Source organism: Pseudomonas sp. R38(2017) (assembly GCF_002112395.1).
In the GTDB taxonomy this organism is placed as follows: domain Bacteria; phylum Pseudomonadota; class Gammaproteobacteria; order Pseudomonadales; family Pseudomonadaceae; genus Aquipseudomonas.
This window is the reverse complement of the sequence record NZ_NEHN01000007.1, coordinates 180,214-192,845: the sequence shown is the minus strand read 5'-3', so window position 1 is coordinate 192,845 and position 12,632 is coordinate 180,214. Positions and strand designations below refer to the sequence as shown.

The following is a 12,632-nucleotide window of genomic DNA, read 5'->3' as shown; positions in this document are numbered from 1 at the left end:
CAATGCTACAGAATGCCTGCCGTTGCGGCACAACCGCTTTTTCAGGCTTTTATTGCAAAGTGTGTTGCTCGATGAACTCCGTCGGCACAACGCCTTCACGACTGACCAGTCGATTGAGCTCCGAGCGCGGCAATCGAATGGCCAGCAAGCTGACACCTTCTTCGTCGTATTCTTCTTTCTGTACCGCGCCCAGCTCGAAGAACTGTGCACGCAGACGCGCAAACCGCTGGGGCAGACGCAAGGTTCCGACAAACAAATCACTGCCCAGCAATTCGGCAATGGCTTGCTCAAGCAATTCCAGACCAGTGCCATCACGCGCCGACAACCAGACCCGTTGAGGCTTGCCGTTTTCGTCGCGCTGGATTTGTGGCTCAACGCCTTCAAGCAAATCGAGTTTGTTATAGACCTCGAGGATCGGCAAGTCCTGGGCACCAATCTCGCCCAGCACCACCATCACCTGCTCGATCTGCAACATGCGATCCGGTTCGGCCGCATCGATCACGTGCAACAGCAGATCGGAATTGCTCGACTCTTCGAGCGTAGACCGAAATGCCTCGACCAGCTTGTGCGGCAGATGGCGAATGAAACCCACGGTGTCAGCCAGGACGATCGGCCCCAGGTCGTCCAGTTCCAGACGGCGCAGGGTAGGATCCAGCGTGGCGAACAGCTGGTCCGCCGCGTAGACCTCGGATTTCGTCACGTTATTGAACAACGTGGATTTGCCGGCGTTGGTATAGCCCACCAGAGATACGGTAGGGATATCCGCACGTGAACGGCCGCGACGCGACTGCTCGCGCTGACTGCGCACTTTTTCCAGCCGGCCCTTGATCTGGCGCAGGCGAACCCGCAGCAGGCGTCGGTCGGTTTCGAGCTGGGTTTCACCCGGGCCGCGCATGCCGATACCGCCACCCTGACGCTCAAGGTGAGTCCAGCCGCGAACAAGCCGGGTGCTCATGTGGTCAAGCTGGGCCAGTTCGACCTGGAGCTTGCCTTCATGGGTACGGGCGCGCTGGGCGAAAATATCGAGAATCAGACCGGTACGGTCGATCACGCGACACTCGAAGACACGTTCGAGGTTACGTTCCTGACTGGGCGTAAGGGTGTGATTGAAGATCACCAGATCGGCTTCTTCGGCGTGTACCAGGTCGCGAAGTTCCTCGACCTTGCCGCTGCCGATCAGGTATTTGGCGGTTGGCCGATGACGCGGTACGTTAAAAAACGCAACGGTCTCGGCGCCTGCCGAATTTGCCAGTTCCTGAAACTCCTGCGGATCTTCGCGCGCCTCAGGGTCCTGTCCATCCAAGTGAACGAGGATGACTCGCTCACCACCACCGTGGCGCTCAAAGAACAAAGGAGACTCCTATCAGGCGTTACCTGGCTCAGCGTCACCTGCTTCGGATTCGGTTGCGCTTGGCAGACGAATTGGACGAACCGGCACGACTGTAGAGATAGCGTGTTTGTAAACCATCTGGCTGACGGTGTTTTTCAGCAGGATAACGAACTGGTCGAACGACTCGATCGTGCCTTGCAGTTTGATACCGTTGACCAGGTAGATGGAAACCCCAACTTTCTCTTTACGTAAAGTATTCAAGTAAGGGTCTTGTAGCGAATGCCCTTTTGACATGTGCCGCACTCCTTTAAGGATTCAATATAAAAAATAGGTAATCAGATGGCTTTTGCCGCCACACCCCCAAGGATAGACGGCAATTGCAAGGACTCAGCTCAATATGGAGATGGTCCCAAGGTATTTCAAGGCGCGTGGCAGATTGTCGCAATCCAGACTGTCGAGCCAGTGTAAATCGTCCCAGCTGCGCAGCCAGGTAAACTGGCGTTTGGCCAATTGGCGCGTAGCAATGATGCCCCGCTCCTGCATTTCGGCCGACGTCAGTTTGCCATCCAGGTAATCCCAGACTTGGCGGTAGCCTACCGCACGTATAGACGGCAACCCGGCATGCAGGTCACTTCTATTACGCAGGGCTACGACCTCGTCGATGAATCCCTGTTCCAGCATATTTGTGAATCTTTGTTTAATGCGGTCGTGCAGTACCTGACGATTTGCCGGAGCAATGGCCAAGTTCGCGACAGTATAGGGCAATTGTTGCAGTCCCGATGCCGCAGCTTGGGTACTTTGTTCAGATTGTTTCAGCCGCAGTTCAGTCATGCTCTGACCGCTGACCCGATAGACTTCCAGCGCACGACTCAGCCGTTGTGGATCGTTCGGGTGAATGCGTGCCGCCGACTCCGGATCAATTACCGCCAGTTGATCATGCAGGGCTTGCCAGCCAAGGCGTGCAGCCTCTTCTTCAATCTGCGCGCGTACTTCGGGATCCGCCGCCGGCATATCCGCCAGACCTTCGACCAACGCCTTGTAATAGAGCATCGTGCCGCCCACCAGCAGCGGGATTTTTCCGCGTGCGGTGATTTCGGCCATAGCCTGCAAGGCATCACGGCGGAAATCGGCCGCCGAATAGCTCTCGGCCGGGTCGAGAATGTCGATCAGCCGGTGAGGATGTTCAGCCAGCAGTTCTTTCGAAGGTTTGGCCGTGCCAATGTCCATGCCGCGATAGACCAGCGCCGAATCGACACTGATCAGCTCGCACGGCAGCACCTTGGTCAGCTCGATGGCCAGATCGGTCTTGCCCGCAGCGGTCGGGCCCATCAGGAAAATCGCTGGAGGAAGCTGACTCATCAACGACCGCGCAGGAACAGTTTGTCCAGATCGTCCAGGCCCAGTTGGGTCCAGGTCGGTCGGCCATGGTTGCATTGACCGCTGCGCTCGGTGTTTTCCATGTCGCGCAGCAGACCGTTCATTTCCGGCAAGGCCAGGCGGCGGTTGGCGCGGATCGCGCCGTGGCAGGCCATGGTACCGAGCAGTTCATTCAGGTGCGCCTGGATCCGGTCGCTGGTGCCGTACTCCATCAGGTCCGACAGCACGTCGCCCACCAGGCGGTTGGCTTCGGCCTGTTTGAGCAGGGCCGGAATCTGACGGATCGCCAGGGTTTCCGGGCCCAGACGCTGCAATTCGAAACCGAGACGCTGGAACCACGCCGCATGCTCTTCAGCGCAATCCGCCTCGCGCTGACTGACCGCCAGCGACTCCGGCACCAGCAACGGTTGGCCGCTCAAACCTTCGCTGGCCATGGCGATCTTCAGGCGCTCATACATGATCCGTTCGTGAGCGGCGTGCATGTCCACCAAAACCAGGCCATGGGCATTCTCGGACAGAATGTAGATGCCCTTGAGCTGCGCCAGTGCGTAACCCAGTGGAGGAATATCTTCCTGACCGGCCGGCAACGCGTTGGCATTTGCCTCGGGCAGCGGCGCGAAAAACTCGCGATACGCTGCCTGAGCCTCGGCAGCCGGGACGGCAGGTTGCGGACGTGGCGTGTATTGATACTGATAGGCGCCGCCAGTGCTCGCGCCCGACGAGGTATTGAACGCCGGTTGTGCCTGCGGCTGCTCCAGCAGCGCATTGGCGGCCAGGCGCATCTCGCCCTGCGGCCCGAACTCGCCGGCCTCGAGACCGGTTGGCCGCACGACCGCGGTGGTGACCGAGCCGGCAAGCTGATCTTCCGGTCGTACATCGCCCAGCGCACGGTGCAGCGTGCCATAAAGGAAGTCATGCACCATGCGCCCATCACGGAAGCGCACTTCGTGTTTGGTGGGGTGCACGTTGACGTCGACCGCTGCCGGATCGACCTCGAAAAACAGCGCGAATGTCGGATGCCGGCCGTTGAACAGCACATCGCGATAGGCCTGACGCACCGCGTGAGCCACCAGTTTGTCGCGCACCGCACGGCCGTTGACGAAGAAATACTGCAAATCCGCCTGGCTGCGGTTGAACGTCGGCAGACCGACCCAGCCCCACAGGTGCAAGCCATTGCGCTCGATCTCGATCGGCAGCGCCTGCTCCAGGAAGCCCGAACCGCAGATCGCCGCCACACGCCGGGCGCGGGCTGCGTCATCGTGGGCTTCGTGCAGGCTGAGGATGGTCTTGCCGTTGTGGCGCAAATGGAACGCCACATCGAAACGCGCCAGCGCCAGACGCTTGATCACTTCTTGCAGGTGATCGAATTCGGTTTTTTCAGTCTTGAGGAATTTGCGCCGTGCCGGGGTGTTGAAAAACAGATCACGAACTTCCACCGAGGTGCCGACCGGATGGGCAGCCGGCTGCACGCGGGGTGCCATGTCGCGACCTTCGGTCTCGACCTGCCAGGCCTGATCGGCGTCGCGGGTGCGGGAGGTCAGGGTCAGGCGTGCCACAGAGCTGATCGAGGCCAGTGCCTCGCCCCGGAAACCCAGGCTCATCACCTGTTCGAGGTCTTCAAGGTTGCGGATCTTGCTGGTGGCGTGACGGGCCAGCGCCAGCGGCAGGTCATCGGCGGAAATGCCGCTGCCATCATCGCGCACTCGCAGCAGTTTGACACCGCCCTGCTCGACATCGACGTCGATGCGCCTGGCACCGGAGTCGAGGCTGTTTTCCAGCAACTCCTTGATCACCGAAGCCGGACGCTCGACCACCTCGCCGGCGGCGATCTGGTTCGCCAGCCGTGGGCTGAGCAGTTCGATGCGCGCTGCGTTCAGAACCTGATTCATTCTTTGGACGCCAGTTCGGTGCCCGGAATGGTCAAGTGCTGACCGACCTTCAGCTCATCGCTGCTGAGGTTATTGGCACTGCGCAGGGTCGCTGCCGATACCTGATAACGCACGGCAATCATCGCCAGGGTCTCACCTGGGCTGACCCGATGATCACGCGGCCCCTGAGCGATCTTGCCCGAATCACGCAGCCAGGCAATGTAAGTGCCCGGTGGCGGGTTCTGCTGGAAGAACTGGCGCACGCCGCTGCTGATCGAACGCGCCAGCGCCTGCTGGTGGCTCGAGGCCGAGAGCTTGTTCGCTTCGTTGGCGTTGGAGATAAAGCCGGTTTCCACCAGGATCGAAGGAATGTCCGGCGACTTCAGCACCATGAACCCGGCCTGTTCCACGCGCTGCTTGTGCAACGGCGTGACGCGACCGATGTTGGTCAGGACTTTCTGGCCGACGTTGAGGCTGGAGGTCAGCGAGGCGGTCATCGACAGGTCGAGCAGAACGCCGGCGAGCATGCGGTCCTTGTCGTCGAGGCTGACGTTGCCGGCACCACCGATCAGGTCGGAACGGTTTTCACTGTCGGCCAGCCAACGAGCGGTCTCCGAAGTGGCACCACGATCAGACAGGGCGAACACCGAAGCCCCGAAAGCCGCCGCAGACGGCGCAGCGTCGGCGTGGATCGAGACGAACAGGTCGGCGCCTTTCTTGCGGGCGATTTCGGTACGGCCACGCAACGGGATGAAGTAGTCGCCGGTACGGGTCAGTTCGGCGCGGAAGCCTTTCATGCCGTTGACTTGACGCTGCAACTCACGGGCGATCTGCAGCACCACGTCTTTCTCGCGCTGACCGCGTGAGCCGGATGCACCCGGGTCTTCGCCGCCGTGACCGGCGTCGATCACCACAATGATGTCGCGCTTGCCGGCCGGGGCCGGAGGCAGCTTGATCGCAGGTTCTGCCGGGGTTACCGGGACTGCCGGAACAGTGGCGACCGTCGGTGCCGGCGCAGGTGTTGGCGGCGGCGCGGCATCGGCCGGGTTATCGAACAGGTCGACCACCAGACGGTTGCCATACTGCGCATTCGGCGCCAGCGAGAAGCTTTTCGGGGTGACGGCTTTCTTCAGGTCGATGACCACCCGCAGGTCGGTCGGCGTGCGCTGGGCCGAGCGCATGGCGGTGATCGGCGTGTTGGCGGTGGAGACTTTCAATGGCGCGCCAAGGGTGGCGCCATTGATGTCGATGACCAGCCGGTCCGGCGCTGTAAGGGTGAAGACGCTGTGCTGCACCGGACCGGTCAGATCGAACACCAGACGCGTGTTGTCCGGCGCCCGCCACAGACGCACGCTGTTGACCTTCGTCTCGGCCACAGCGTTGACGGTTACTGCCATCAACATCAGTCCAGCGGCAGCCACCAACGCGCGAAAGCGCATACCTAACCCCATCATTTAATTGGATTCCAATGCCAAAGCGGCACACCAGGCCTCGCCACGCGAGCCCTGGGACAAAATAGTCAGCGAACGCCCGCTGTCTTGCGGGCTAATGGTAATGGTCAGGTCAGGCTTTGGCAAAAAGCCTGCACCTTTATCGGGCCACTCGATCAGGCACAGGGCGTCGTCTTCGAAATAGTCGCGGATGCCGAGGAACTCCAGCTCCTCCGGATCGACCAGGCGATACAGATCGAAGTGGAAGGCGCGGATGTCACCGATCTCGTAGGGCTCAACCAGCGTGAAGGTCGGACTTTTCACTGCACCGACGTGGCCAAGCCCGCGAATGATACCTCGCGACAGCGTGGTTTTACCCATGCCGAGGTTGCCTTGAAGGAAGATCAGGCCATGCCCCCCGGTCACGCGGGCGATCCGTGCGCCAAAGTCGCTCATCGCCTGTTCATCGGCCAGGTACAGGGTTACTTCAGACACGGTGCATGCTCCTCCAACAACTGACGAATGGCTGGAATCAGATCACTGGCCGCCAGCCCACGGCCGAATTTACCTTGTTGTGCCCCGGCGTTGGCGTGCAGCCAGACGGCCAGGCAAGCCGCGTCGAACGCATTCATGCCCTGAGCCAGCAACGCGCCGAGCAGACCGGCCAGCACATCACCGAGACCCGCAGTGGCCATCGCCGGATGGCCTTGATGACACAACGCCAGACGCCCGTCAGGATGAGCGATCAGACTGCCAGCGCCCTTGAGCACCACCACCGCTGTATATTTTTTGCTCAACGCCAGTACAGCCGCAGGACGATCGGCCTGTACCTCGGCGGTGCTGATCCCCAGCAAACGCGCCGCTTCACCCGGATGCGGCGTGATCACGCAATCCCTGGGCAAACTGGCGAAGCCGGAGGCCAGCAGATTCAATGCATCGGCATCCCACACCTGCGGCAGCGATACATTGGCGGCGACCGACAGCAGCGCCCTGCCCCAACTCGCCTGTCCAAGCCCCGGACCGACCACCAATACGGACACCTTTTCCAGCAGCGTCATCAGTTGATTGGCCGACGAGGTGCCCAACGCCATGGCTTCCGGCACCCGGTTCAACGCTGCCGGAACGTGTTCCGGGCGGGTCGCCAGCGACACCATCCCCGCCCCGCTACGCAAGGCGCTTTCGGTACTAAGCAGAATCGCCCCGCCAAAACCGTGATCGCCACCGATCAACAGGACATGGCCGAAACGCCCCTTGTGCGCAGCCGGTGCACGGGCAGGCAGGCGCGGCAGATTACCGGCATCGAGTCGGCGAGCGGCGACGGCAATGTCACTGTAAGTTTCGGCCGTCGCTTGCAGATCGTTGAACAGCAGGTTGCCGACATGGTCCGCCGCGTCCCCGGTAAACAGGCCAAGCTTGAGTCCGATGAAGGTCACCGTGAGATCGGCACACACCGCCTGCCCCAGCACATGGCCGGTATCGGCACACAAACCGGAAGGGATATCGACCGCCACCACCGGCAGACCGCTGGCATTGATGGCTGCGATGGCAGACGCATACGGCTCGCGCACATCACCGCTCAGACCAGTGCCAAGCAACGCGTCGACAAGAATTCCGCGCAATTCACTGGAAACATTCCAAGCAGCAATCGCAACGCCTTCAGCCACTGCTTCGGCATGCGCCAGGGCCGCATCACCCTGCAAACGTTGCGGATCGCCGACAGCCAGCACCTGCACCGCCCACCCCGCACGCCGGGCCAGAGCAGCCACCAGATAACCATCGCCAGCGTTGTTGCCGTGCCCGGCCAGCACGGTCAATTCGCTCGCCGAAGGCCATTGGCGCACCAGTGCACGCCAGGTGGCATGGGCGGCACGCTGCATCAATTCGAAGCCCGGCGTGCCGGCGGCAATCAGCCGTGCGTCGAGGGCCCGCACCTGCGCGGCGCGGTACAGCGCGTCGGGTAATTGATCTTTAGTGTGCGGCATGCGTCTTCGGGCTCCGATGTCTGGCAGAATTATACGCACCTCAGCTCCGGTTTCTCTCGCCTCATGTCCGCCATCACCACAGATCTTCCCGCCCTCGCCCAATCCATCAAGGACTGGGGCCGCGAGCTGGGCTTCCAGCAAGTCGGCATCAGCGGTCTGGACCTGGCCGAGCACGAGCAGCACCTGCAACGCTGGCTCGAGGCCGGCTACCACGGTGAAATGGATTACATGGGCGCCCACGGCAGCAAACGCTCGCACCCCGAGGAGCTGGTGCCGGGCACCTTGCGCGTGGTGTCCCTGCGCATGGACTATCTGCCGGGCGACACGCAAATGGCGCAATTGCTGGCGAAACCGGAAAAAGCCTACATCTCGCGTTATGCCTTGGGCCGCGATTATCACAAGTTGATCCGTAAACGCGTTCAACAACTGGCAGACAAGATTCAGTCCGAAATCGGCCCGTTCGGCTTCCGCGCCTTCGTCGACAGCGCCCCGGTGCTGGAAAAAGCCATCGCCGAACAGGCCGGGCTGGGCTGGATCGGCAAAAACACCCTGGTGCTGAACCGCAAGGCTGGCAGTTACTTCTTTCTCAGCGAACTGTTCGTCGACCTGCCGCTGCCAGTGGATGAACCCCACAGCACCGAACATTGCGGACGCTGCACCGCGTGTCTCGACATCTGCCCGACCAACGCCTTCGTCGGCCCATATGTGCTGGACGCGCGGCGCTGCATTTCCTACCTGACCATCGAACTGAAGAACGCGATCCCCGAAGACCTGCGACCGCTGATCGGCAACCGGGTGTTCGGTTGCGACGACTGTCAGATCTGCTGCCCGTGGAACCGCTTCGCCCGCCCGTCCGGCGAAAGCGACTTCAAGCCACGGCACAATCTGGACAACGCCGAGCTGGCGGAGCTGTTCTTGTGGGATGAAGACAAATTCCTCAGCAGCACCGAAGGTTCGCCGCTGCGCCGCGCGGGATACGAGCGCTGGCTACGCAATCTGGCGGTGGGGTTGGGAAATGCGCCATCGAGCATTCCAGTGCTGGAAGCACTCAAGGCACGACGCGATTACCCGTCAGAGCTGGTGCGCGAACATGTGGAATGGGCGCTGAAACAACACGCCGACCGTCAATGCTCGTCGTTATAAACGAACTTCGGCATTTCCCAATGGAAGCGAATCGCCAACAGGCGCAATAGAAAACCACCGAACAGAGTAATCAAAATCGCCTGCTCGCTCGGCACGTTAAGGAACAGGCACAGCATGTAGCACCAAGCGGCGGCGAACGAGACGCTGGCGTAGAGTTCGCGGCGGAAGATCAGCGGGATGTCGTTGCAGAAGATGTCGCGCAGGATGCCGCCGAACACCCCGGTGATCACGCCGCTGACCGAGGCCACCAGCATGCCGTGGCCCATTTCCAGAGCGGTCATGCAGCCGATCAGGGTGAACGCCACCAGACCGACCGCATCGAGCACCAGAAACAGCGAGCGCAGATGGCGCATCCAGCGTGCCGTGAACACCGTGATCATCGCTGCGACCGTGGTCAGCACCAGGTATTCCGGGTGTTTGACCCAGGTCAGCGGATAATGCCCGAGCAGCACGTCGCGCACCGAACCGCCACCCAATGCCGTGACGCAGGCAATCAACACCACGCCGAACCAGTCCATGCCGCGACGGCCCGCAGAGAGGGCGCCGGTCATGGCTTCGGCAGTAATGGCGACGAGGTAGAGCATCAGCAACATGGTGGCGATCCTGGCAGGAAGGCGCGCAGTCTACTCACTTCGTCGGGGCACCAAAAGAGGGCGCCTCGGCGTGGGTCGCCGATCTCAGAACTTGATGAAATGCTTGCGGTAGTGCTGCAGCTCGGCGATGGACTCGCGGATGTCATCCAGTGCCAGGTGAGTGCTGCCCTTCTTGAAGCTGTCGCGCACGTCCGGCGCCCAGCGCGCGGCCAGTTCCTTGAGGGTGGAGACGTCAAGGTTGCGGTAGTGGAAGTAGCTTTCCAGCGACTTCATGTGGGTATAAAGGAAGCGGCGATCCTGGCAGATGCTGTTGCCGCAGATCGGCGACTTGCCCTTCGGTACCCACTTCTCGAGGAAAGCGATGGTTTCGGCTTCTGCCTCGGCCATGCTCACGCGGCTTTCACGTACGCGCTGGGTCAGGCCGGAGTTGCCGTGGGTGCGGGTGTTCCACTCGTCCATGCGGGCGAGGACTTCGTCGCTGTGATGGATGGCGATCACCGGGCCTTCGGCCAGAGTGTTCAGGTCACTGTCGGTGACGATGGTGGCCATTTCGATGATGACGTCGTTTTCCGGATCCAGACCGGTCATTTCCAGGTCGATCCAGATCAGGTTCTGCGGGTTTTGCATATTTCGGCTCCTAGGCAATGCTGCGCAGTTTAGCCTAGGGCGGTGCCCGGGCGTGCTAAACTCGCGGCCGTTTTACCTAATCGCTGTATTCTTCAGACGGAACACCCATGGCCAAACGCCAACTCAATCGTCGTCAAAACTGGCGCATCGAAAAGATTCAGGGCGAGCGCGCCGCCCGCGCCGCCAAACGCGAGTCCTCGGCTGTCGAGGCGCTCGAAGGCGGCGACCTGGGCCCGGAACAGCACGGCCTGGTGATCGCTCACTTCGGTGTGCAGGTCGAGGTCGAGGCCGTTGACGGCGAACTGGCCGGCCAGGTCTTCCGTTGCCACTTGCGGGCCAACCTGCCAGCGCTGGTGACCGGTGACCGTGTGGTCTGGCGCGCCGGCAACCAGGGCATCGGCGTGATCGTCGCGCAACTGCCGCGCACCACCGAGCTGTGCCGCCCGGACAGCCGAGGCCAGCTCAAACCGGTGGCCGCCAACGTCGACATGATCGTCATCGTCTTCGCCCCGCTGCCCGAGCCCCATGCGAACCTGATCGACCGTTACCTGGTCGCGGCCGAACACGCCGGCATCCGCCCCTTGCTGCTGCTGAACAAATTCGACCTGATCGACGAACAGAACGCCCCGGCGCTGAACGCACTTCTGGCGGTGTATCGCACCCTGGGTTATCCGGTACTGGAAGTGTCGGCGCACCACGGCAACGGCATGGAGCAATTGCAGAAACAGCTCGACGGACGCATCAGCGTGTTCGTTGGTCAGTCCGGTGTCGGCAAGTCCTCGCTGGTCAACAGCCTGCTGCCGGACGTCGAAACCCGAGTCGGCCCGCTGTCCGAATGGTCCGGCCAGGGTACTCACACCACGACCACTGCACGGCTGTTCCACTTCCCCGGTGGCGGTGAACTGATCGACTCCCCGGGCATCCGCGAATTCGGCCTGGGCCACGTCAGCCGTGCCGATGTCGAGGCGGGGTTCATCGAATTCGACGACCTGCTCGGCACCTGCCGCTTTCGCGACTGCAAGCATGATCGCGAACCAGGCTGCGCCCTGCTCAAGGCCCTTGAAGACGGACGCATCCAGCAGCAGCGGATGAACAGCTACCGCTCGATCATCGCCAGCCTGCCGGAAAACGGTTACTAAGTAGCCAGACACAAAAAAGCCGCGATCATCTCGCGGCTTTTTTGTGGGTCACTGCTTCGGCGCGGGCGCCGGTGCAGTGGCCGGTGCAGCAGGCGCCGGGGCTGGCGCCGGGGCTGGCGCCGCGCTGCCCGGCTCGGCCGGTTTCGGCAGCGGATCGTCGAACAGGTTCAGTCGTTCGCGCAACTCATGGGCCGGTACCGGCTGCTGATCCGCCGGCAAGGCGTTCGGGTCGACCGGGGCGGCCGGCGCCGCGCCGTTCTGACCTTGATCTGCCGGTTTCGACGGGTCGGCGCCTTGCGCACCTTCGATGGCGGCCTGCGCCTTCTTGGTCAGCACCACGATGTCGATACGGCGGTTGACCGGGTTGAACGGGTTCTCCTTGTCGAACAGCGCCGACGAGGCGTAACCCACCACACGTGCCACTTGCGAGTCCGGGTAACTGCCCGCCACCAGAGCACGCCGGGCGGCGTTGGCGCGGTTGGCCGAAAGCTCCCAGTTACCGAAATCACCAGTGCCGGTGTACGGCTTGGCATCGGTATGACCGCTGATGCTGATCTTGTTCGGCACCGCTTTGATGGTGTCGGCCATGGCCAGCAGGATGTCTTCGAAGTACGGTTTCAGGCGTGCAGAACCAGAGTCGAACATCGGCCGGTTCTCGGCATCCATGATCTGGATGCGCAAGCCGTTCGGCGTGATCTCGAACAGAATCTGATCCTTGAACTTCTGCAGTTGCGGGTTCTCGTCGACCTTGTTCTGCAGTTCCTGCAGCAACAGTTCCAGACGTTCCTTCTCGACCTGCTCGGCCATGCCTTCAACCTGATCGGTGTCGACCGTGACCTTGTCCGGTTGCGGCTGAGACTTCACTTCAGGGTTGAGGGTGTTTTCCGGCGCCAGGGTCGGCGTGCCGCCCAGGTCGATGATGTACGGCGTACCGCTCTCGGAGAAGCCGACCGGATCCTTGAAGTAGCCGGCGATGGCGATCTTCTGTTCCGGCGTTGCGGTGGACAGCAGCCACAACACCAGGAAGAACGCCATCATCGCCGTCGCGAAGTCGGCAAAGGCGATCTTCCACGCCCCGCCGTGATGCCCGCCACCGTAGCGCTTGACGCGCTTGATGATTATCGGCTGGTTATTTTCCATGAC

The 12,632-nt window shown here is 61.7% G+C and carries 12 protein-coding genes; 2 read left to right on the top strand and 10 right to left on the bottom strand.

What is annotated here, in order from left to right; translation table 11 throughout:
* Positions 1–49: 49 nt before the first annotated feature.
* The 7 genes from hflX to CAF87_RS19470 all read right to left on the bottom strand — a co-directional run bounded on the left by hflX (position 50) and on the right by CAF87_RS19470 (position 7,987).
* Positions 50–1,351, bottom strand: coding sequence for a ribosome rescue GTPase HflX (gene hflX, locus CAF87_RS19500; RefSeq protein WP_064379099.1), 1,302 nt, complete (start codon positions 1,349–1,351; stop codon positions 50–52).
* Between the two features lie 12 nt (positions 1,352–1,363).
* Positions 1,364–1,624 carry an RNA chaperone Hfq gene (hfq, locus tag CAF87_RS19495; protein WP_007902656.1) on the bottom strand — a complete coding sequence of 87 codons (261 nt, stop codon included), beginning with the start codon at positions 1,622–1,624 and terminating at the stop codon, positions 1,364–1,366.
* A gap of 93 nt (positions 1,625–1,717) precedes the next feature.
* Positions 1,718–2,689: a tRNA (adenosine(37)-N6)-dimethylallyltransferase MiaA gene (gene miaA / locus CAF87_RS19490; RefSeq protein ID WP_085732663.1), complete on the bottom strand. Its 972-nt coding sequence runs from the start codon at positions 2,687–2,689 to the stop codon at positions 1,718–1,720.
* Positions 2,689–4,596 (bottom strand): DNA mismatch repair endonuclease MutL, encoded by a 1,908-nt coding sequence (mutL, locus tag CAF87_RS19485; RefSeq protein ID WP_085732662.1) that lies wholly within the window; start codon positions 4,594–4,596, stop codon positions 2,689–2,691. Before mutL ends, miaA begins: the two co-directional genes overlap by 1 nt.
* Positions 4,593–5,978, bottom strand: a complete 1,386-nt coding sequence (locus CAF87_RS19480; RefSeq protein WP_371320912.1) for an N-acetylmuramoyl-L-alanine amidase — start codon at positions 5,976–5,978, stop codon at positions 4,593–4,595. The genes mutL and CAF87_RS19480 overlap by 4 nt, the downstream gene beginning before the upstream one ends.
* 51 nt (positions 5,979–6,029) lie before the next feature.
* The gene (tsaE, locus tag CAF87_RS19475; protein ID WP_085732661.1) at positions 6,030–6,500 is read right to left on the bottom strand and encodes a tRNA (adenosine(37)-N6)-threonylcarbamoyltransferase complex ATPase subunit type 1 TsaE; all 471 of its coding nucleotides are present in this window, start codon (positions 6,498–6,500) and stop codon (positions 6,030–6,032) included.
* The gene (locus CAF87_RS19470) at positions 6,488–7,987 is read right to left on the bottom strand and encodes an NAD(P)H-hydrate dehydratase (RefSeq protein WP_085732660.1); all 1,500 of its coding nucleotides are present in this window, start codon (positions 7,985–7,987) and stop codon (positions 6,488–6,490) included. Before CAF87_RS19470 ends, tsaE begins: the two co-directional genes overlap by 13 nt.
* 63 nt (positions 7,988–8,050) lie before the next feature.
* On the opposite strand from CAF87_RS19470, the gene queG reads away from it, so the two are divergent.
* On the top strand, positions 8,051–9,130 hold the full coding sequence (gene queG / locus CAF87_RS19465) for a tRNA epoxyqueuosine(34) reductase QueG (protein ID WP_085732659.1): 1,080 nt from the start codon (positions 8,051–8,053) through the stop codon (positions 9,128–9,130).
* Here queG and CAF87_RS19460 read toward each other — a convergent pair.
* Entirely contained in the window at positions 9,112–9,723 is a 612-nt protein-coding gene (locus CAF87_RS19460) for a trimeric intracellular cation channel family protein (protein WP_064593093.1), read from the bottom strand. The two genes, queG and CAF87_RS19460, sit on opposite strands and share 19 nt — an antisense overlap.
* Positions 9,724–9,807: 84 nt before the next feature.
* Complete coding sequence (orn, locus tag CAF87_RS19455) at positions 9,808–10,350, bottom strand: oligoribonuclease (RefSeq protein WP_065258764.1); 543 nt, start codon at positions 10,348–10,350, stop codon at positions 9,808–9,810.
* A 107-nt stretch (positions 10,351–10,457) separates the two neighbouring features.
* On the opposite strand from orn, the gene rsgA reads away from it, so the two are divergent.
* Positions 10,458–11,489 carry a small ribosomal subunit biogenesis GTPase RsgA gene (gene rsgA, locus CAF87_RS19450; RefSeq protein ID WP_085732658.1) on the top strand — a complete coding sequence of 344 codons (1,032 nt, stop codon included), beginning with the start codon at positions 10,458–10,460 and terminating at the stop codon, positions 11,487–11,489.
* A gap of 48 nt (positions 11,490–11,537) precedes the next feature.
* Here the strand turns inward: rsgA and motB are convergent, their stop codons facing one another.
* Entirely contained in the window at positions 11,538–12,629 is a 1,092-nt protein-coding gene (gene motB / locus CAF87_RS19445) for a flagellar motor protein MotB (protein WP_085732657.1), read from the bottom strand.
* Between the last annotated feature and the right edge of the window lie 3 nt (positions 12,630–12,632).